Origin of the sequence: Longibacter salinarum, from assembly GCF_002554795.1 — a bacterium.
In the GTDB taxonomy this organism is placed as follows: domain Bacteria; phylum Bacteroidota; class Rhodothermia; order Rhodothermales; family Salinibacteraceae; genus Longibacter; species Longibacter salinarum.
Window position 1 is genome coordinate 520,524 of record NZ_PDEQ01000001.1, and the last position, 20,490, is coordinate 541,013.

The following is a 20,490-nucleotide window of genomic DNA, read 5'->3' on the forward strand; positions in this document are numbered from 1 at the left end:
TTCGTTCTTCCCACGAATCACGTCAAACCCGCACGGTTCGGCGTTGAAACTCCGGCGCGCTTCCTCGTAGGTTGGATTTGATGTAACGAACCAGGCTTCCGTGACGGGTGCCTGGCGCTTGTGTCGGGTGGGCTGCTATGCCGAGGTGCCCATCCACCGCAAGCCGCTATCTCCGCCGTTTCTTTTCGATTGGAACCGCTTTTCTCCTTATGGCAGACACGTTTCATAATATCATCGCCGGCGAGGCCACCGACGCCGCCTCCGGTAAGACGTTCGACGACCTCAACCCCGCCGACCGTAACGACGTCATCGGCGCGTTCCCATCCTCCGGACCGGCCGACGTCGACAACGCCGTTGAGGCGGCGAGCGAAGCCTTTTCGTCCTGGAGCACCACACCCGCCCCGGAGCGCGGCAACATTCTCCGCCAGATTGGCGATGCGCTGACCGAGCGCAAGACGGAGCTCGCGCAGATCATGACGCGCGAGATGGGCAAGCCGGTCTTTGAAACGAAGGGCGACGTGCAGGAAGCGATCGACACCGCGTATTACGCAGCGAGTGAGACGCGCCGCCTGTTCGGTCACACGGTGCCCAGCGAGCTGCCGAACAAGTTCAACATGAGCATCCGGCGCCCGATCGGCGTCTGCGGCATCATCACCGCCTGGAATTTCCCGGTGGCGGTCCCGACCTGGAAGATCTTCCCTGCGATCGCGAGCGGCAACACGGTCGTCTTCAAGCCGAGCGAAGAAGCGCCGCACAGCGCGACGGTGCTCTGCGAGATCATGTCCGATGCAGGCGTCCCTGACGGCGTGGTGAACCTGGTGCACGGTGCGGGCGAAGCCGGAAAAGCGCTGGTCGAGCACCCCAACGTGGATGCAATCGGCTTCACCGGCTCGAGCGAGACCGGAAAGGCCATCGGCGCCACGTGCGGCCGGCTGAACAAGAAGTACTCGGCCGAAATGGGCGGCAAAAACCCGATGATCGTGATGGAGGACGCCGACCTGGAGCTTGCCATCGAAGGTGTCATCTGGGGCGCGTACGGTACGACGGGTCAGCGCTGCACGGCCACGAGCCGGCTCATCATCCATGAAGACGTGGAGGCTGAGTTCATCGAGATGATCAAAGAACAGGCTGCCGACCTTACGCTAGGATCCGGTCTCAAGGATGACACCGATGTTGGCCCGGTCATCAACGAAGCCGCACTGGAGAAAATCTCCGGCTACATCAAGGAGGGCGTCGATGCAGGCGCCGAGCTCGTGTTCGGCGGGGAGCAAGCCACCGACGGCGCACTGGCCGATGGCTGCTTCTTCCAGCCGACGCTCTTCCGCGGCGTGGAGCGCGACATGAGCATCTTCCAGGAGGAAATCTTCGGTCCGGTGCTGTCGGTCCACACGATTTCGTCGTACGAGGAAGCGGTCGCGGCGGCGAATGATACCGTGTACGGCCTCTCCTCCTCCATCTACACCAACAAGGTCGCCCGCGCTTTCCGCGCGATGCACGACCTGGAGGCCGGCATCACGTACGTCAACGGCCCGACGATCGGGGCAGAAGCACACATGCCGTTCGGCGGCGTGAAGGACACCGGCAACGGCCACCGCGACGGCGGCTGGGAAGTCTTTGAGTTCTACACGGAGACGAAAACCGTCTATGTTGACTATAGCGGAAAACTCCAAAAAGCGCAGATTGATAACGTGGAGTAAACCCCGCCCTGTTGCCTCTAAACGGGCATTTGAAGCATAAACGAGACGCCTCCTGAATGCGAGTTTGGGAGGCGTCTCTTGTGTTAAGACTAAATTAAGTGGCAAGATAGGGATAGGAGGGATAGAGAACGGGGTTTGTCGCCTGTATGGGGATATTGAAAGGTTATTTTGAGGTCAACGGCAGACAAATGAGCGGCTGATGATCTTTTTGCGGTGTTTGATCATTACACACTCGTCTTCGGCATATCTCTGAATCTAAATTATAGACTGTTTTGTCGGACACGAAGAGCACAGAACAAAAAAGTGGTGGGACTCAAAAGACGTTGGATGTGACATTAGCTATTTTTGCCGCAGCTCTATTAAGCGTTGTAGGTATTTCATTCGGGGTTATAATTTTCAGGTATTGGCTTAATAGTCAGGTAGATGATTTTCAAGGCTTAGATCAAGTATCTGAAGTTGGTGATCTTATCGGAGGCGTCACCGGTCCGGTCTTCGCATTCGTTGGTGCTCTACTGGTCTACGTAGCCTTTCGTCAAGGCCAAAGAGAGTTATCATTAATGGCTCAAGAGATTCAAACAAATCAGGACCAAGTAAAAGAACAGGCTGACAGCTTGGCGCGACAGAACTATGAGAACGGATTATTTTCGCTTCTTGATGTTTATAATCGTAGATCAAAGCAGTTGGCCGTCTCGCTAACTAAACTGTATGACAACCTACAAAAATCCTTTTACATTAGAGCGATAGCATCATGCAACGACGGTTTTTTCAGCCACCAGGTAGAGATTGTACGGATTACAAATAAGAAAGTATACTACAACATCCATGAAACGATACAAGGGGACGACAGGGAGTACCACAGAACAAGTGGTGAATACACAGTGGACCGTTTAGAGCTTTTATCTCATGTCAACACTAGCATTGAACATCCCCGGTTGTTAGACCATGCCTTTCAAAATGCCAAGGGTTATAACGCTCAGTCCGAACTTGCACTCAGCTGTCTTTTAGAGATTAACAGATATGAGAATAGGCAACATGTTGACGGTGGTGTTAGAGTCTATAATTTTGTGACTAATGCAAAAGAGAAGACACTCTTATATTACTTTGCCCTCTTGCGTGCTCATATAATTAAGCCGAACAATGTTGAAAGTATAACAGAGAGGATTGGCGTTTCACCCTATCTAATCCTGAATGAAACGCATACAAGATCAGGCTTTGTAGAACGCGTTCGCATCTACCTAAGTCAATATGAACGCAATCTCTCTTAAACTACCGGTCTCCTTAAGCGCTTCATTTTGCAATCCCAGACTGTACGGAGTGCGTGTAGGCACGTCGCCGCAAGGAGAACAGCCGACATGGAATAGCCGACGTGTAAAGTTCATCTTTGATGTGAATCAGGATGAACAGACGTGTATTCGTTCTCCGGTGTTGGGCCAATCCGACGAAAGGCGTGATGGTCTGAAGGGTTCTACACAGAGACGAAGACCGTCTACGTCGACTACTCGGGTCAGCTGCAGAAGGCCCAGATCGACAACGTCGAAGACTGAGTCTTTTTGAAATCAAGAAGGGTGTTTGCGGAAGACACCCGGCTCCGGGCCGCGGCGATCATCGGATCGCTGCGGCCTTTTTTGTTGACCAGCTCGTTTTATCAATCAGTCGGACGCTACGTCCGCTCGCCTTCTCTGGCCAAAGACGCTGACTGTACTCCCGATTCAGGCCTGTTTGATGGACAACTCTCGGCCCCTCCTTCCCTCGTATCAGCCAACAACCTATCCGACAAACAGGTTTTCAAACCTTCATGCAGGCTGTCTTTGAACGAGTTGCTTTCTGACGCCACGTGCCTCATTATTACGATCGCCTAGTCGTTTAACCTCTGCACCTCCCTGATCATCATGAGTGTATCCGACCTTTCAAACGACCGCGCCCCGGAACGGGACTGGTTCCTCGCCCTCCTCGTCGATCATGTCAACGAGCACGGCGGATCAATCCCGCTGACGATAACCGTCGGGGGAAGCGTCGTCACGGGCACGCTGATCGGTGTCGGCGAATACTACGAGCGTACCGCCGACGACCTGTCGGACGTATTTCCCTCTCGGGCTGACACCATCACGGAGGCACTACAACAAGCTGGCACGGATTCAGTCAATGCCGTCAAGCGACACAAAGAGCAGGTCCGCAAGGGCGAGACGGAACTGGAGACGCCTCATTTTCTACATCTTCGCAACGTGCAATTCTTGAGCGCGGGCCCAACCACGGAAACGGCCCTATGGCGAGGACGCATTGACGACATATCTGGATTCTCACTGGGTGAGGCAACCGTTTGAGCGCGCCTTCGACGACAGGGCGACACAGACGTGCTCCCTCATGCTACCGAGCCCAAATACGACGGGTTGAAGTGGACGCCTTTGACCCCGCGACGCCTGCGCGTATGGAGGACGAGCCTCTTATTCATGGGGTCCCTGGACTACGTCGAACCGTCTGTTGTTCGAGCTGCGTGGGGGTACCACCTACACGTGTGTAGGTAATGCTTGCAATTCGCTCGCCGTCGGCAAAGGTTAGTTGAAGTCAATGGCGAAATGTCGACGGTGCTGACTGCGGGTCCTATGTTCGACGTGACTCATTGATTGCGCCGCTCTGAAACCGTATCCACGCCGAAGGTAGCGCGTCGGTGATTTTGTTCGTAACCCCCAGTTCCCGATTTACGATATGAATCTCGTCTCCGCTTCTGACGCTGTATCGGTCGTCTCGTCCGGCAACCGCGTCTTCGTTCACACGGCCGCTGCCGCGCCGCAGAAACTCGTCGATGCGCTCACCGATCGGGCGAGCGAACTGTCAGACATTGAGATCGTCCATCTCCATACGGAAGGCAATGCACCGTACGCGGACCCCGAATTTGCCGACACGTTTCATACCAACGCTCTTTTCGTCGGTGGCAACGTTCGGACAGCCGTTGCAGAAGGTCGCGCCGACTACATTCCGGTATTTCTGAGCGAGGTCCCCGCGCTCTTCCGGGACGAGGTGCTCCCCCTCGACGTAGCACTGCTGCAGGTCTCCCCACCCGACAAACACGGCTACTGCTCCCTCGGCGTCTCCGTCGACGTGTCCCGGGCCGCCCTCGAGATGGCCGAACATGTATGCGTTCAGGTCAACCCCCAGATGCCTCGAACGCACGGCGACGGACTGATTCACGTTTCGCAGATCGACTTTGCCGTCGAAGGCGACATGCCGCTACCGGAAGCAGCGAACGCTACGCTTTCCGATGTCGAACTCGCGATCGGCAAGCACTGCGCAGAACTCGTCGACGACGGAGCCACGCTTCAGATGGGCATTGGCGCAATTCCAGATGCTGTGCTGAAGGCACTGTCCAGCCACAAGGATCTCGGCATCCACACGGAAATGTTCTCCGAGGGTGTTATTGATCTCGTGGAGTCAGGCGTTGTCACGGGCGCCAACAAAGCCATCCACCCAGGCAAAATCGTCAGTAGCTTCGCCATGGGCACGCGCCGCCTCTACGACTTCATGGACGATAATCCGCTCGTCCAGATGCTCGATGTCGCGTATGTAAACGACACCGCCGTCATCCGCCGCAACCCGCAGGTGACAGCGATCAACTCCGCCGTCGAGGTCGACCTGACCGGTCAGGTGTGTGCCGATTCGATCGGAACGTACCAGTACAGCGGCGTCGGTGGCCAGATGGACTTCATCCGTGGTGCGTCGCTCTCCGAGGGCGGAAAACCGATCATCGCCCTCCCCTCTACCACGCGTAAAGGCATTTCCCGCATCGTTCCGTTCTTAAAAGAAGGAGCAGGCGTTGTCACGACGCGCGCTCACGTGCACTACATCGTGACCGAGTACGGCGCGGCAAACCTGTACGGCAAGAACCTGCGCGAGCGAGCAGAAGCCCTCATCAACATCGCACACCCGGATCACCGAGAAGATCTCCGCGAAGCGGCCTTCGACCGATTCAACGTCCTGGCAGCCACCTGATCAACAGCAGATGCAGCGGTTCTCTCACCCGACTGACTGAGTTCAGTACTCTGGGTGGGCGTTGACGTCACGACGCAAAAGTAAAGCCAGCACTCCCACGCAGCGCGGAGTGCTGGCTGTTGTTATTAAGCCGTCGCCGGCCCAAACCGAAGCTGCCTTCCTACCGGGAATGCACCGGATCTCGGCCTGCAATGCCTTCTTCCCATGCGGCTTCCTTCACTGCCTCAGCGACGCGGTCCACGACGTGCTGGTCAAACACACTCGGAATCACGTAGTCCGATGTCAGGCTGTCCGATGAAATTGTATTCGCAATTGCGTGTGCAGCGGCAATCTTCATCCCATCGGTCACGTCTGTGGCGCGACAGTCCAGAACGCCTTTGAACAGGCCGGGAAAGCAGAGCACGTTGTTGATCTGGTTCGGATAATCGCTCCGCCCCGTCGCCATCACGGCCACATGCGGATACGCGACCTCTGGCATGATTTCCGGCCGCGGGTTGGCCATGGCAAAGACGATGGGATCACGGTTCATCTTCTTCAGATCGTCGATCCCGATCACGTCCGGGCCAGACAAGCCGATGAACACGTCTGCACCTTCCATAACTTCGGACAGCTCTCCGTCCTCCCCATTCGGATTGGTAACTTCCGCGTACGCTCGCTTCGCCGGATCTAGATCATCGCGATCGAGGTGAACCGCTCCCTGACGGTCGACACCGACGATGTTGTCCACACCCATCTCGTCGAGCATGTGCGTCACGGCGGTTCCAGCCGCACCGATCCCAACAATAACGACCTTAATGTCCTCGAGCGGCTTGTCGACGATCTTCAGCGAGTTGATGAGCGCCGCCACAGCGACGACGGCTGTGCCATGCTGATCGTCGTGAAAGACCGGAATATCGAGTCGCTCTTTCAGGCGCTGTTCGATTTCGAAGCACCGTGGAGCGGCGATATCCTCCAGATTAATCGCCCCGAACACCGGAGCGATACGCGCCACCGTATCGACGAAAGCGTCTACGTCCGTTTCATCAACACAGATCGGAAAACCGTTGACGCCGGCGAATTCGCGCAGGAGCTGTGCCTTGCCCTCCATCACGGGAATGGACGCCTCCGGCCCGATGTCGCCCAGTCCAAGCACAGCCGTCCCGTCGGATACAACCGCAACTGTGTTGCTCTTCATCGTGAGGCGGTGGGCGTCTTCCGGCGAATCCGCAATCGCCTCACAGACCCGAGCGACGCCCGGCGTGTACGCCATCGAGAGCTGATCACGATTTGTGAGCGGCGTTTTGCTCCGGACTTCGATCTTCCCTCCGAGATGCATCAGGAAGGTGCGATCCGATACGTTCTGCACGTCGACGCCGTCGATGGAGCGCACCTCCAGGACAATTTCGCGAGCGTGGTCAATACTTCGCGCATTGATGGTAATATCGCGCACCATGACATCTTCGTTGGCACGGACGATGTCAATCGCACCGATGTTGCCACCACGGGCTCCGATGACCGACGTGACTTCGGCGAGCATGCCGGGGCGATTTCGGATGTCGAGGCGAAGCGTGACCGAGTTGCTTGCACTCGGAAGATAGTCTGGAATGTCTTCCATAAGAAAAGGGAATCCGTGAGGGAGCGGGGATAGAAAGGGGCCGTGTCTACACCGAGACCGGGCGCGCCCGGCTGAATGGACAGGCTACATGTTCGGGCAGGGACACTCCGATGAGCCACACCGGGCGGAGTTCGCGAACACCGTATGAAAGCCGAGAAGTAAACCGAATCTTTCTACGACGTTGCATTAAGGCAGGAAAGCGAAGAGCATGCCGGACGATACGAGCCGGGCGGGCGCCACATGAACCTACCGTCAACAACGTACCGAGCGGCGGGCTAAGCGTACACCATTAAAAAGCGGGCGACCTCCGACGTGGAGATCGCCCGCTTGTGTTTCAGCAACGTAGGGACGTCTGGCGTCCCGTGCGAGGCCGACTTAGCTGTTCGACTGCTCGTCGAATTCAGCCAGTGCGTCCTCAATTTCCTCGGCGTAGGCGTCACCGATGCCGTTGATTTCCGTGAAGTCATCCGCATACTCGCGGAGATCGGAAATCGACATTACGCCTGCATTCTCAAGACGACCCACCTGGGGGAAGTCTTCCGGGAAACCGGATGTCTCGTCAAAGCCAGCCGATTCTTCGGCAGCTTCTTCGCCTGCCTCTTCGGCTTCGGCCACGTCGAGGGCATCCTCTTCCTCTGCGGCTGGCTCTTCCGTTTCTTCCTCTGCAGCTTCTTCGACATCTGCTGCTTCGGCTTCCACTTCAGGTGCCTCGGCTTCTTCAACGCCGCGACGCTCTGCTTCCTGCATCTGCGCTTTGAGGTCGGCAAGGCCGGAAAGCTCTCCGAGCGTCGTCGGTCCGGACGTAGATTCGTCTTCGCCCTTGTCCTGATACTGCTGGACGCTGCGGCGCTCTTCCTGCTTCTTCTTGCGCTCCTCGCGACGTTCGGCTTCGCGCTCCTGGTGCGCCTCCTGGCGCTCCTTGGCGGTCTCGCTGAGGACAATGTCCTTGCGCGACTTGTCGAAGCGAATCACTCGCAGTTCGAGCTCGTCGCCCTTCGCGTAGTGGCTCTGGAAGTTGCGCGGGCCGTTCTTTAGCTCGCTGCCCGGAACGAAGGCTTCCACGTCGAGCGGAAGCTCCACCACGAGTCCTTTGTCCTCCACACGGACGACTTCGGCCTCGGTGTCGTTGCCTTCGCTGTAGGCTTCGGCGAACTGATCCCACGGGTTCGTCTTGACCTGCTTGTGGCCAAGCGAGATCCGACGACGCTCCTCGTCAATGTTGAGGATGACGACATCGAGATCCTGCCCCTTGTTGATCATGTCACCAGGGTGACGGACCTTCTTCGTCCACGACAGATCCGAGATGTGGACGAGGCCATCGATTCCAGGCTCGATCTCAACGAAGACACCGAAGTTGGTGATGTTACGCACCGTTCCAGTGAGGACCGTGCCGGCCGGGTAGCGATCAGAGATGCCATCCCATGGATCCGGCTGGAGCTGCTTCATACCGAGGGAGATCTTCTTCTCCTCCTCGTCGATATTCAGGATCTTGACGTCCACGAGCTGTCCGAGCGAAACCATCTGGCTCGGGTGCTTGATGTGGCGCGTCCAGCTCATCTCACTGATGTGAACGAGGCCCTCGATCCCCTTCTCCAGCTCCACAAAGGCGCCGTAGTTGGTGATCGAGACAACCTTTCCTTCGACGGTTTCTCCTTCGTCGTACTTCTCGCCGATGTTGTCCCACGGGTGCGGCTGGAGCTGCTTGAGACCAAGCGAAATACGCTGGCGCTCTTCTTCGTAATCCAGGACCACAACCTCAATTTCGTCGTCGAGCTCGACGATCTCACTCGGGTGCGAGACGCGGCCCCACGAGAGGTCGGTGATGTGCAGGAGGCCGTCCACGCCGCCGAGGTCGATGAAGACACCGAAGTCGACGATGTTTTTGACGGTACCGCGAAGCACCTGCCCAACCTCGAGCTGCTCGAGAATCTGCTGGCGCTGCTCCTCCAGCTCTTCTTCGATGAGCTCGCGGTGCGAGACGACAATGTTTTCGTTCGACGGATTGAGCTTAACAATCTTAAACTCCATCCGCTTGTCCAGGTACGCGTCGAAGTCGCGGACCGGCCGCGCGTCGATCTGCGAACCCGGGAGGAACGCTTCGAGATCGTCGAAGAGTTCCACGATCATACCACCTTTGATGCGGCGGACGATCGTGCCCTCGATAATCTCTTCGTTCTCGTAAATCTCTTCGATCCGCTGCCAGCGGCGAACCTTGTCGGCCTTGGCCTTCGACAGCACAAGTTGACCGTCGCGATCTTCTTTGCGCTCGAGGTACACCTCAACGGTGTCGCCCGGCTTGAGCTCGCGCGAGAACTCATCGGCACTAATGATGCCGTCGCTCTTGTATCCGATGTCAATCAGAACATCGTCGTCGGACACTTTGAGCACGCGACCTTCAACAATGTCCTCTTCACGGACATCGATCGAGGTCTGGTCAATGAACTGACGGAACTGGCTATAGACCGGGTCCTCCTCCCGCTCCCGTTCTTCTGCCTCCAGTTCGTCGAGAGAAATGGTGCGGCCGAACATCTCGCCGGTGAAGCCCTGCGCTTCCTCTGTGCGCTCAAGGTCTTCCAGCGAAACGGTCTGACCCGGCTCTGCCGTGTCGACAAAGTCGATATCAGCATCGTCTCCCGAAGGAATTGCAAAGTCCTGTGCAGCGGCTTCCACTGCCTCCTCCAGGATACGATGGACGGGGCCGACGGGCTCGGGCTCCTCTTCCACAGCCTCTACCTCTTCGGCCTCTTCGGCGTCCGCGGCTTCGTCAGCCTCTGCAGCGGGGGCGCCGTCGCCTGCTTCTTCAGCAGCCGGAGCATCAGCGTCCGTTGCCTCGGCCTCCGCTTCAGCATCCGTTGCTTCGGCAGCAGCGGCATCCTGAGCATCCGTATCCACCTCTGCGGTGGCTTCGGTTGCCGGAGCGGCTTCCGTCTCTTCAGTTGTTGCGGTTTTCTCTTGGTTTTCTGCCATATAGGTTCGTGTGGAACCGTCGCGCGGGCTGAACTTCCCGGACCCATCTTCATGCGTCCAGCGCAGTCACCGAGCGGGCGATCCCTACAATTCTGGTGCGTTTGTACTCGTCGGCGCCTGGAATTCCAACAAGGACGTTCGTATCGAATGGTGTGAGTGTGTAGCCGAACCCGTCCAGCCTTCGTTCCAGGACTTTCCAATGCCCTCTCATGCACATCGGTGTGCTGTCGAGGAGAGGCGTCGAGCCTCCGTCGTCCCGGTGGAAGCATCCACCAGCAACGCCGCATGGATATCGGCGGCTATCTGGGTCGGAATCATGTTGTATTGCCCCGGGGAGGCGACGTTCCCCATTTTTCGCCGACTACGCGAAGCGCGCGTGAGTTTCCGGCGGACCCTTCACCCGGATTGGGAGATCGACTGAATCGATGATCAAGAATTGCCCGACGCCACCGAATATCGAGGTCGGGGACGGAATCCACGCCGGTCTCATCGGAGATGTCACGGTGCGAAGCACTGGACGTAGGGAACGAAATAAACCAGGAGCGCCCCGACCGATCATCGGAACATGGGCGATTCTCTCGTCGGCACGTCCCCGGGGTCCATCTGTGCACCCGTTTTCGCTCTTGCATGCTCCACCGACTTTACGCGCTCTGCGCGAGCTCGGCCTTCACGCAATTGACAACGAAACCGACCTGCTCGTCGATCGAGCGTGAGGTGGTGTCAAGTTCGACGGCGTCATCCGCCCGCTTGAGGGGAGCGATTTCCCGCGTGCGGTCCGCCTCGTCTCGTTCTTCAATCTCTCGGAGCACGCTTTCGAACGTCACGTCCTCGCCCTGCTTTTGATACTCTTCAAGACGCCGGCGGGCTCGCTCGCGCGCATCCGCGACCATGAATATTTTAACGTCGGCATCCGGGAAGACGACCGTACCGGTATCGCGACCGTCAAGGACAACGCCTCCATGCTTCTCCGCCTGCTCTCGCCCGACGCGCCGCTGCGTGTCGAGTAGCTTTTCACGCACGCTCTGCAACGCACTGATTTGACTCGCCATATTGCCGACCTCAGCAGTCCGGATCGTCCCGGACACGTCTTCCCCATCGAGCACTACCCGCATGTCGTTGTCGCGATAACGGATGTCGACACGCACATCGGGCAGGATCGCGCGTGCCTCGTCCGGCGTCCCCTCTGCATCCCGGCGGATGAAGGCGAGCGCGATCGCACGATACATCGCTCCGGTGTCCAGGTACACGAAACCGAGGCGATCAGCCGCGGCTCGTGCAGTCGTGCTTTTTCCGGACCCGGCCGGTCCGTCGATGGTGACGATCACGATGAAAAGAAGAGGTTGCAGGGAAAAAACGGGTTAGAGCTGTCGGCAGAACACGATCGAATCCGGCGACATCCATATGATCGACCGTGTGATCCGATGGGGTGGCTAGCGCGGAACGGTGTCCCCATCCACATCTTCGTTGACAATCAGGATCTCGTTCGGGTACCGAATCGGGCCGATGGCAGTCTGAACCGTCGGGCGAGCCCGCAATTTCACGTTCGTCGGCTCACCTTCCCCTCCGAGTGCCAATGCCAGATTAACGATCTCACGCAGGTTTCCATCGAAGAAGTCGACGAGATCCAGCTCCATCTCGATCGGAATGTCGGTCGGCTCTCCCGGTGGTATGACCACTTCACGATCAAATCTGCCAGCAATCGTTTCCTTATCCTGGAGAAAGAGCCGCCAGTCCATCTGCGTCAGTCGTGCATTTTGACTGTTCTCAGCCGGATTACTCGCGGCGACCTGAACCGTGAACTCAAGCGGCATCTTACCGTCTGCAATGGCCGCGCTCAGGCGGAGCATATCCGTCGCCCCGAAGTCATCATAACTGTCGACCCCTTGCAGGGAAACGCCCGCAAGCCGTGCATCTGTGACACGGTCGAGCCGGAAGTCAACTTTTCGAAGATTGCTGACCTCACGTAGCGTCTGGCAACCGGACATGAGTACCGCAATCGCGAGGCCGAGACCCGCGATCAGAACTGCAACGGGGATCCGCTGGCGAATATCTTTCATGAAGGGGAGAAATCTCGTATGATGAGAACGCGACGGAATGCGGCCATGCAACGCCATCTTCGATCCGTGCGCACCCGTAAACAGCGTCGGAGTTTCGACGCTTCATCGAATCCACGTGCTGTCAACGTAACGTCTACATGATTGCCAGTGAATTTCGCGGCACATGTTCATTCTGGACGTAGCGACCCTGATCGATTGTCTCTTCGAACACCTTAATGTATGCGCAAGCTTTCTCCCCAGGACATCCCACGCCTTACCCCGTCCGATGCCCGCTCAGCCGACCCTCATCCGATTTCCGTGATCGTACATAACGTGCGATCCATCTACAATGTCGGATCGATGTTTCGCACGGCCGATGCTGCGCGAGTCGAGCATCTTTATCTGACGGGGTACACGGGAACGCCCGACCACAAGAACCTCCACAAAACTGCGCTTGGTGCTCAGGACGTCGTCTCCTGGTCCGCTCACGACGACGTGACGCCGGTCATCAACGACCTTCGAGCTGAGGGATACTCAATCGGCGTGCTCGAAATCACAGACGAACCGCTCCATCCAGCCGAAGCGCCCGCAACTTCGTTTCCGCTCGCTATCATCGTGGGCAACGAAGTGACCGGCGTTGAGGACGACATTGTCTCTCTCGCAGATCTCGCATTCGAACTCCCACAGTACGGAATGAAGCACTCCCTCAACGTCAGTGTGGCGGCTGGAATGGCCTTGTCGCATCTGGTCCGTCGCTTTCGCCACCTCCACGACCTCCAGGACACGCCCGGGAACCGTGCGCTCGAGACGGAACTCCCCGACGTCTGACCCTGCTATGGCTGCCTTTTCGCCGGGACATTCCCCACACCGATCTCGGATAGAGGACGACGATTCAGCCGCCGTGGATTTTTTACTCTATCCGATGCAGACCATACACTTGCGGGAACTCCCCGGCGCGTCTGTCCGTGCCGCCGACTGAAGCGCTTCCACCTCACCCGTCCGCCCCTCGCTGCCATGAGTACATCTCTCGACGACCGGTCCGATGTGGGTACTGCCCAGGACCTTTCTTTTACGAAGGACTTCGCACCCATCCCCACACAGGAATGGGAAGAAAGAATCCGGTCGGACATGCGTGGAAAACCTCTCCACCGCTTGAACTGGGTGAGCGTAGATGGAATCACATTGCGCCCGTTCTACCGCCAAGACGACCTGCGTGACTTCGAGCATCTGGCCGACGATCCGGTCGCCCTCGTGCAACCTGCTGCAGACGAAGACGAGGCGTCGGCATCACACCCGTCTGCTGGAAACAAGTGGTCGATTCGTCAGGACATTACCGATGCGGACCCGTCGGACGCTGCTCAACGCATCGCAGCAGCCGTGCAGGGCGGCGCAGACGAGATCGGACTGCCCCTGTTCGCTCCGCCCCTGCTCGACTCGTCCGCGCACATGAACCGCGGCATTCATGTGGCTGGACGCGAGGATCTTTCGATGCTTCTCGACTCCATCGACCTTTCCCAAACAGGCGTTCACCTCGCCGGCGGTCCCGTCGCGGCCGTCCTGCTTCCCGAATTGATGGATCAGGCGACGTCGGATGGTCAACCCAGTGAGCTGCGCGGAAGCGTCGGATTTGATCCGGGTGGCAGCCTCGCGACCGGTTCCATCACGGACCCGACCGTAGCGTTCGGCCTCGCAGCCGAATCTGTCGAGACGGGCATCGAGATGCGGAACATGCGAACCATCATGGTGGACGCCCGGCCGTACCATAACGCCGGCGCATCGGCCGTACAGGAGCTTGCTTTTACCCTTGGAGCGCTCACCGAGACGCTCGATCAGCTCACGGAACGAGGCGTCTCCGCCGACACTGCGGTCGATCGGCTTCACTTCGCCCTCCCGATCGACACCTCATACTTCGTAGAAATCGGGAAACTACGGGCACTCCGCTTCCTCGCGACCCGAGTGGTGAATGCGTTTCTCGATCAAAGCGAATCCAACCGAACCGTCCAGGCAGCGGACCTATTCGTTCAGGCGCACACGTCCCGTCGCACGCAGACGGTGTATGGCGCGTACGTCAACATGCTGCGCGGGACCACCCAGGCTGCATCCGCCATCATCGGCGGGTGCGACGTGCTCACCGTTGCCCCCTTCGACGAGAGCCTGAACGGGCCAAACGATTTCGCAAGCCGTATTGCGAGAAACACCCAGCTCATTCTTCGACACGAGAGCCATCTGGACCAGGTCGCCGATCCGGGGGCCGGCTCGTATTACGTCGAAGCGGTGACAAACGCTATAATCGAGGAGGCCTGGCCGCTCTTTCAGGCTATCGAGAAAGCCGGCGGCATGCTTGAGGCCTTAGCCTCCGGAACGATTGCTGAACAGATCGCCGAGGTTCGAGAGAAGCGGCGTGAACGCGTCGATCAGCGTAAGCACGTTCTCGTGGGAACCACGCATTATCCCGATGTGGACGAGCAGCACCTGTCGGACGTAAACAAGGCGAACCACGCCATTCCGGATGGCCTGGCCTCCGCGCCTGATGAGGGCCATGGACCGGAAGAACACTCACCCAAGGCCGTTCCTGCCGTTTCCGGTGACGATATCCTTGAGCCGATCGTCGAAGCAATGAACAACGGGGCGTCACTCCGCGACGTATCCGCGGCCCTCGCGGCAACGCCTGTCGGTGGTGGTCCGGGCATTCGAGCGCTTCCCTCCATCCGTCTCAGCGAACCGTTCGAACAGCTTCGTCTCCGCGTCGAAGCATACGCCGAGCGAACGGGGCGCACCCCGACGGTCCTTCTGGCGCCCTACGGTCCGGCTGGTGCACGGAGTGCCCGAGCAAACTTTGCCCGTAACTACCTGGGCGTTGCTGGCTTTCGGATCGTTGAGCCCATCTCCTTCGACACTGCAGACGGCGCCGCCTCGGCAGCCATCGACGACGGCGCCGACATCGTCGTCGCCTGCAGTAGCGACGATGCCTATAGCGACTACGTGCCCGCCCTTCGCGAAGCTCTAGATGAGGGCGAGTCACGTTCACTGCTGATCGTTGCCGGTGCCCCGGATGGCGTTTCTGACAACGTGCGACCGGCTGCCGACCACTTCGTCCACCTGAAAGCTCCACTGCTCGACACCCTCCGTTCGATTCTCCGCGATCTGGGCATCGACGCCACCGTGTGACGTACGCATCTGCCCATCCGCTACCCTGTCGCTCTTCCTTACCGCCATGCGCCCTGACTTCACCACCACCGACGCCCCCGTCGCACCCTCTCCGTCGACGGAATCACACCAAAGCAATGGCAGCTCCTGGACGACGCCGGAGAACATCGACGTATCGCCCGCCTACGGCCCCGACGCGCTCGACGACCTCGACCACCTGAACTACGCGGCCGGACTCCCGCCATACCTCCGCGGGCCATACAGCACGATGTACAACTTCCGGCCATGGACCATCCGACAGTACGCCGGCTTCTCGACCGCGGAAGAGTCCAATGCCTTTTATAGAAGAGCGCTCGCGAGCGGCCAGAAAGGACTCTCCGTCGCGTTCGACCTGGCCACACACCGAGGGTACGATTCGGACCACGACCGCGTACGCGGGGATGTGGGTAAGGCGGGCGTCGCCGTCGACACCGTTGAAGACATGAAGACGCTCTTCGACGGCATCCCGCTGGATGAGATGTCCGTCTCCATGACCATGAATGGGGCCGTGCTTCCCGTGATGGCGTTTTACATCGTCGCCGCCGAAGAACAGGGCGTTTCCCACGAGCAGCTCAGCGGCACGATCCAAAACGACATCCTGAAGGAGTTCATGGTGCGGAATACGTACATCTATCCGCCCGAACCCTCGATGCGCATCATCGGCGACATATTCGGCTACTGCAGCCGTGAAATGCCGCGTTTCAACGCAATCAGCGTGAGCGGCTACCACATGCACGAGGCCGGCGCCCCAGCTGACATCGAACTCGCCTATACGCTGGCAGATGGACTCGAGTATCTGCGAACGGGCATCGACGCGGGTCTGGATGTGGACGATTTCGCGCCGCGTGTCTCGTTCTTCTGGGCGATCGGCATGAACCACTTCATGGAGATCGCGAAGATGCGGGCCGGGCGGATGCTGTGGGCGAAGCTCGTCAAGCAGTTTAACCCAGAGAACCCGAAGTCGATGGCTTTGCGCACGCACTGCCAGACATCAGGATACAGCCTCGCGGAGCAGGACCCATTCAACAACGTGGTGCGAACGACCATCGAGGCGTTGGCTGCCGGACTCGGGCACACGCAGTCCTTGCACACGAACGCACTGGACGAGGCGATTGCGCTCCCCAGCGAATTTGCCGCCCGCATCGCACGCAACACGCAGCTCTACCTGCAGGACGAAACAGACATCACACGCGCCATCGACCCCTGGGCCGGGTCGTACTATGTCGAGAAACTGACCGGCGACCTTGCCCGCCGCGCGTGGGCGCTCATCCAAGAGGTCGAAGACGAAGGCGGCATGACGCGCGCCATCGAGCAGGGACTACCAAAGCTCCGCATCGAAGAGGCCGCCGCACGCAAACAGGCCCGCATCGACACCGGTCGCGAGACCGTCGTCGGGGTCAATCGCTTCCAGACCGACGAAGACGAGCCGATCGACACGCTCGAGATCGACAATGAGGAGGTGCGCCGGCAACAGGTTCGCCAGCTGGAGCGCATTCGCGGGGAACGCGATGAGGCCGCCGTCCGCAACGCGCTCAACGCCATTACCGAAGCCGCGGAGACCGGCGACGGAAACCTCCTCGAACGGGCTGTGAACGCCGCCCGGCACCGCGCGACACTCGGAGAGATTTCAGATGCTATGGAAAACGTATTTGGTCGACATACGGCCCAGACGCAGACCGTATCGGGCGTTTACGCCGCAGAAGCAGGAGTAGACGATAGCTTCGAGGAGGCGCGCGACAAGGCCGATCGGTTCGCCGAGGTCGCCGGTCGTCGACCGAGAATCATGGTTGCGAAAATGGGTCAGGACGGACATGATCGCGGAGCGAAGGTGATCGCGACGTCCTTTGCTGACCTCGGCTTCGATGTGGATGTCGGACCACTCTTCCAGACGCCGAAGGAAGCGGCGCGCCAGGCAGTTGAAAATGACGTGCACATCCTGGGCATATCGAGTCTCGCCGGCGGACACAAGACACTCGTGCCCGAGGTGGTCGATGCTCTCCAAGCGTTTGGTCGCGACGACATCCTCGTGATCGTAGGCGGCGTCATCCCCCATCAGGATTACGATTTCCTGTACGATCGCGGCGTGACGGGCGTGTTTGGGCCTGGAACCGTCATCTCTGAGGCTGCCGCACAAATCCTGGACGTTATGATCGCGCGAGAACGCGACGAAACGGTGGCAAATCCACAGTAGCTGGGCGCTCATCGCTCTGCTCAACCGGCTGCCTGCTCTCAGATGCTCGGTTTCATGTGCAGATCCGTGCATGCACAAAGACGCAAACATTGATCGTCTGTCATTTGTCACTCGGCATGACGTAATTTAGGAAAAAGATACGGGCTCTTTTCCCTTATTCTGCTCTCCGATGGCTACCGGTTACAGCGCGTATGTCATTAATGAAACGCGCTACCCCGACCTTTCCGCGTGTCCCTGGGTCGAGCGCATCCTCGTCTCCGCTCTGCTTTTTGAATACGGCGTACCAGATGACGACGCACCACCCGAGGTGCTAGAGCTAACGTATGATTCGGACCTCCTCTTCCCGTCGCTCCGAACGATTGAGGTGCATTCCTCTGACATCGATGACCTGTTTACGAGCGAAGAACGCATCGCCATCTTCGAGGACGGGCGCCCTCTGCCCCCGTCCGTCTGTGACCGAGTGCTCGGACACCTAATTGTCGATTACGCGATCGACACCGAGAAAACCGACGCGTCGACACGCTTTCTGCTTCAAAGCACGCTCTCGTCCGCGGAAGATATCTTCTTCGACCGGCTTCAACAGGCCATTGAGGACGGAGAGGTACGACTCAAATCTGTTCGCGTCGACTCCTTCTACGGTACGCACGTTCTCATCAGTGATAACGCCTCAGAGACACCGTCAATTGACGTCCGTACGTATCCGATGGAGGATTTGCAGGGCCTGATACCCAACTCGCCCTCGACGTCGACAATCGATAAGGAACGAGGACGTACGAGTCGGACATCCGATGCCGTTGAAAGCTCAGAGAACGCGTCACCCGATGCCGTTCGAGAGCAGGCAGCGCGGGACATCGAACAGCTAGAGAAGACCGTCGACGACGATCATGACTTCGGGGCTGGGTACGATTTCCGCCCGGACCATCCCGACGATGACGGGATGGGAATCGACACGCCGGACGAATTCGAGGGCCGTCCGGATGCTGAACATGAGGCGGTCTCCATGACATCGTCGAGCGACTACGTCTTCGGTCCTCTTCGATCAATCGAGGAGGAAATCGGTAGCCCGACGACCTATGTCTTCGGGCCCACACGAAGTTTGGAAGAGGATCTGGGCGGCGGCGTCTCAAAATCGTGGGCGAAGACGCTGGAGGAGGTTGCTTTCAAGGAAGATACGTCGGCATCGTACGCCGATACGTACGACTTTAATACGCAAGATAAATACGACTTCACCCCTCCGGAGTACGATATCACCCCCGAAGACGGTGATGATTCAGACGAGATGGGTGAGGATGTGCCTGAAGACGAGCCCGACAGCTGGTCGACGCGCCCCGCGGTCGCAACAGACGCAGAAATAGATACCGAGGCCGTTGGTGCAGAGGTCGTCGGTGAGGTACGAACGCCCCGTGCCCATCGTCGTGCGACGACGAACGAGCCGCTGGGTCTCGCCACGCTGATACAACTTATTTTCGTCGCCACGATTCTGGCCGGCCTGCTTCTGCTCGTGCTTCTGTACTGACGGTGGCTCAAATCCCTCGCCCGGTCCGTCTATGTGGATCGGGAACGTCTGTCCTTCCCTCTCGGTGGATGATCTCCGCCTCCGCCATCGCATTCATTCCACGCTCTAAAGGGTTGCCCGCATGGCCCCGTCGAACCTGAACCCAAATCTGTCGGCCGATCCCACGTCATCTCAGGCTCTCGATGTCGACGCGTATGTCGAAGGTATTCGTGGCGGCGATCGTGTCGTGCTCAGCCGCGCCATCACGCTCATCGAAAGCACCCGGGAGCGAGACCGAGTCGCTGCGCGCGAGGTAATGGATCGCCTACTGCCGGACGCCGGACAATCGATTCGCGTCGGCGTGACCGGCGTCCCGGGCGTGGGCAAGTCTACCTTCATCGAGAAGCTCGGCATGTCTCTTGTCGACGACGGCCGGAAGCTGGCGGTTCTCGCGATTGACCCTAGCAGCGAGCGGACGCGCGGCAGCATTCTCGGGGACAAGACGCGTATGGGACGGCTCTCGCAGCATGAATCGGTGTACATTCGCCCGTCCCCCACCAGTGGTTCTCTTGGAGGCGTCGCCCGAAAGACCCGCGAAACGATCCTCCTCTGCGAAGCAGCCGGCTACGACACGATCTTTGTCGAAACCGTCGGTGTCGGCCAATCGGAGATCACGGTTCACTCCATGGTGGACGTGTTTCTCCTGCTCGGGATCGCGGGAGCGGGCGATGAGCTACAGGGCATCAAGCGCGGCGTCGTCGAGATGGCTGACATCATCGCGATCAACAAGGCGGATGGCGACAACGTCCGCCGCGCAGAACGGGCACAACGACAGTACGAGAACGCGCTCCAGCTCTTCCCTCCCACCGATTCCGGATGGGAACCCGCCGTGCTTACGTGTTCGGCAGAAACGGGCGATGGTATTGAGGATGTCTGGACAGCAGTGACTGAGTACGTCGACCACACGCAATCGACCGGCTTTTTTGGTGAACAACGTCGTCGGCAGGCACGCTACTGGATGCGCCAAACGATCGAACAGCGCCTCATGGACGACTTTTTCTCCAGCTCGGATGTGCAGTCGAAGCTCCGCGAAATCGAAGACAGCGTGCTTGATGGTACGATGAGTTCGTTTGCTGCTGCGGACGAACTGCTGGACGCCTATCGCGAGGGCCGATAACGAGCGACCGGTAGCACATGCCGAACTCTATCTGCATCGTCGCCACCCGCGTTTCTCAGTACCGGATGTGCTTCTCCATCGTCACCCACGAGAGGAATTCAGCGGCTGCGGAACGAGTCGTTAATATTAGCATAATATAAAGAAAATGAGGAGGCGGCCCTAT

At 58.7% G+C, this 20,490-nt stretch carries 13 protein-coding genes; 9 read left to right on the forward strand and 4 right to left on the reverse strand.

Annotated elements, in window-relative coordinates; genetic code table 11:
- Window positions 1–209 precede the first annotated feature (209 nt).
- The 4 genes from CRI94_RS02130 (at window position 210) to CRI94_RS02145 (ending at window position 5,681) form a co-directional block, all read left to right on the forward strand.
- Window positions 210–1,697, forward strand: coding sequence for an aldehyde dehydrogenase family protein (locus CRI94_RS02130; protein ID WP_098074004.1), 1,488 nt, complete (start codon window positions 210–212; stop codon window positions 1,695–1,697).
- A gap of 272 nt (window positions 1,698–1,969) precedes the next feature.
- Window positions 1,970–2,962, forward strand: coding sequence for a hypothetical protein (locus CRI94_RS02135; protein ID WP_098074005.1), 993 nt, complete (start codon window positions 1,970–1,972; stop codon window positions 2,960–2,962).
- A gap of 624 nt (window positions 2,963–3,586) precedes the next feature.
- The gene (locus tag CRI94_RS02140) at window positions 3,587–4,018 is read left to right on the forward strand and encodes a hypothetical protein (protein ID WP_098074006.1); all 432 of its coding nucleotides are present in this window, start codon (window positions 3,587–3,589) and stop codon (window positions 4,016–4,018) included.
- Between the two features lie 382 nt (window positions 4,019–4,400).
- Entirely contained in the window at window positions 4,401–5,681 is a 1,281-nt protein-coding gene (locus tag CRI94_RS02145; protein ID WP_098074007.1) for an acetyl-CoA hydrolase/transferase family protein, read from the forward strand.
- A 160-nt stretch (window positions 5,682–5,841) separates the two neighbouring features.
- On the opposite strand, the gene CRI94_RS02150 is transcribed toward CRI94_RS02145, so the two are convergent.
- The 4 genes from CRI94_RS02150 to CRI94_RS02165 form a co-directional block, all read right to left on the reverse strand.
- Window positions 5,842–7,275, reverse strand: coding sequence for an NAD-dependent malic enzyme (locus CRI94_RS02150; RefSeq protein ID WP_098074008.1), 1,434 nt, complete (start codon window positions 7,273–7,275; stop codon window positions 5,842–5,844).
- 375 nt (window positions 7,276–7,650) lie between these two features.
- A complete protein-coding gene (gene rpsA, locus CRI94_RS02155; RefSeq protein ID WP_098074009.1) occupies window positions 7,651–10,242 on the reverse strand; it encodes a 30S ribosomal protein S1 in 2,592 nt (863 codons plus the stop codon).
- A 641-nt stretch (window positions 10,243–10,883) separates the two neighbouring features.
- Complete coding sequence (gene cmk / locus CRI94_RS02160; RefSeq protein ID WP_098074010.1) at window positions 10,884–11,567, reverse strand: (d)CMP kinase; 684 nt, start codon at window positions 11,565–11,567, stop codon at window positions 10,884–10,886.
- A 105-nt stretch (window positions 11,568–11,672) separates the two neighbouring features.
- On the reverse strand, window positions 11,673–12,299 hold the full coding sequence (locus CRI94_RS02165; protein WP_098074011.1) for a hypothetical protein: 627 nt from the start codon (window positions 12,297–12,299) through the stop codon (window positions 11,673–11,675).
- A gap of 219 nt (window positions 12,300–12,518) precedes the next feature.
- Between CRI94_RS02165 and CRI94_RS02170 the strand changes: the two genes are divergently transcribed.
- From CRI94_RS02170 to meaB, 5 genes are all read left to right on the forward strand, one after another.
- Window positions 12,519–13,106, forward strand: a complete 588-nt coding sequence (locus CRI94_RS02170; protein ID WP_098074012.1) for a TrmH family RNA methyltransferase — start codon at window positions 12,519–12,521, stop codon at window positions 13,104–13,106.
- A 186-nt stretch (window positions 13,107–13,292) separates the two neighbouring features.
- Window positions 13,293–15,446 carry a methylmalonyl-CoA mutase family protein gene (locus tag CRI94_RS02175; protein WP_098074013.1) on the forward strand — a complete coding sequence of 718 codons (2,154 nt, stop codon included), beginning with the start codon at window positions 13,293–13,295 and terminating at the stop codon, window positions 15,444–15,446.
- A gap of 46 nt (window positions 15,447–15,492) precedes the next feature.
- Window positions 15,493–17,655, forward strand: a complete 2,163-nt coding sequence (scpA, locus tag CRI94_RS02180) for a methylmalonyl-CoA mutase (RefSeq protein ID WP_098074014.1) — start codon at window positions 15,493–15,495, stop codon at window positions 17,653–17,655.
- 169 nt (window positions 17,656–17,824) lie between these two features.
- Window positions 17,825–19,171 carry a hypothetical protein gene (locus CRI94_RS02185; protein WP_098074015.1) on the forward strand — a complete coding sequence of 449 codons (1,347 nt, stop codon included), beginning with the start codon at window positions 17,825–17,827 and terminating at the stop codon, window positions 19,169–19,171.
- A 121-nt stretch (window positions 19,172–19,292) separates the two neighbouring features.
- Window positions 19,293–20,327: a methylmalonyl Co-A mutase-associated GTPase MeaB gene (gene meaB, locus CRI94_RS02190; RefSeq protein ID WP_098074016.1), complete on the forward strand. Its 1,035-nt coding sequence runs from the start codon at window positions 19,293–19,295 to the stop codon at window positions 20,325–20,327.
- Window positions 20,328–20,490: the final 163 nt, after the last annotated feature.

Excerpts from the sequence above, each read along its gene's own strand:
- CRI94_RS02150 (WP_098074008.1), bottom strand. The coding sequence starts at position 7,275 with ATGGAAGACATTCCAGACTATCTTCCGAGTGCAAGCAACTCGGTCACG.
- CRI94_RS02170 (WP_098074012.1), top strand. The coding sequence starts at position 12,519 with ATGCGCAAGCTTTCTCCCCAGGACATCCCACGCCTTACCCCGTCCGAT.
- meaB (WP_098074016.1), top strand. The coding sequence starts at position 19,293 with ATGGCCCCGTCGAACCTGAACCCAAATCTGTCGGCCGATCCCACGTCA.
- CRI94_RS02140 (WP_098074006.1), top strand. The coding sequence starts at position 3,587 with ATGAGTGTATCCGACCTTTCAAACGACCGCGCCCCGGAACGGGACTGG.
- rpsA (WP_098074009.1), bottom strand. The coding sequence starts at position 10,242 with ATGGCAGAAAACCAAGAGAAAACCGCAACAACTGAAGAGACGGAAGCC.
- CRI94_RS02165 (WP_098074011.1), bottom strand. The coding sequence starts at position 12,299 with ATGAAAGATATTCGCCAGCGGATCCCCGTTGCAGTTCTGATCGCGGGT.
- CRI94_RS02185 (WP_098074015.1), top strand. The coding sequence starts at position 17,825 with ATGGCTACCGGTTACAGCGCGTATGTCATTAATGAAACGCGCTACCCC.
- CRI94_RS02145 (WP_098074007.1), top strand. The coding sequence starts at position 4,401 with ATGAATCTCGTCTCCGCTTCTGACGCTGTATCGGTCGTCTCGTCCGGC.
- CRI94_RS02175 (WP_098074013.1), top strand. The coding sequence starts at position 13,293 with ATGAGTACATCTCTCGACGACCGGTCCGATGTGGGTACTGCCCAGGAC.
- CRI94_RS02130 (WP_098074004.1), top strand. The coding sequence starts at position 210 with ATGGCAGACACGTTTCATAATATCATCGCCGGCGAGGCCACCGACGCC.
- scpA (WP_098074014.1), top strand. The coding sequence starts at position 15,493 with ATGCGCCCTGACTTCACCACCACCGACGCCCCCGTCGCACCCTCTCCG.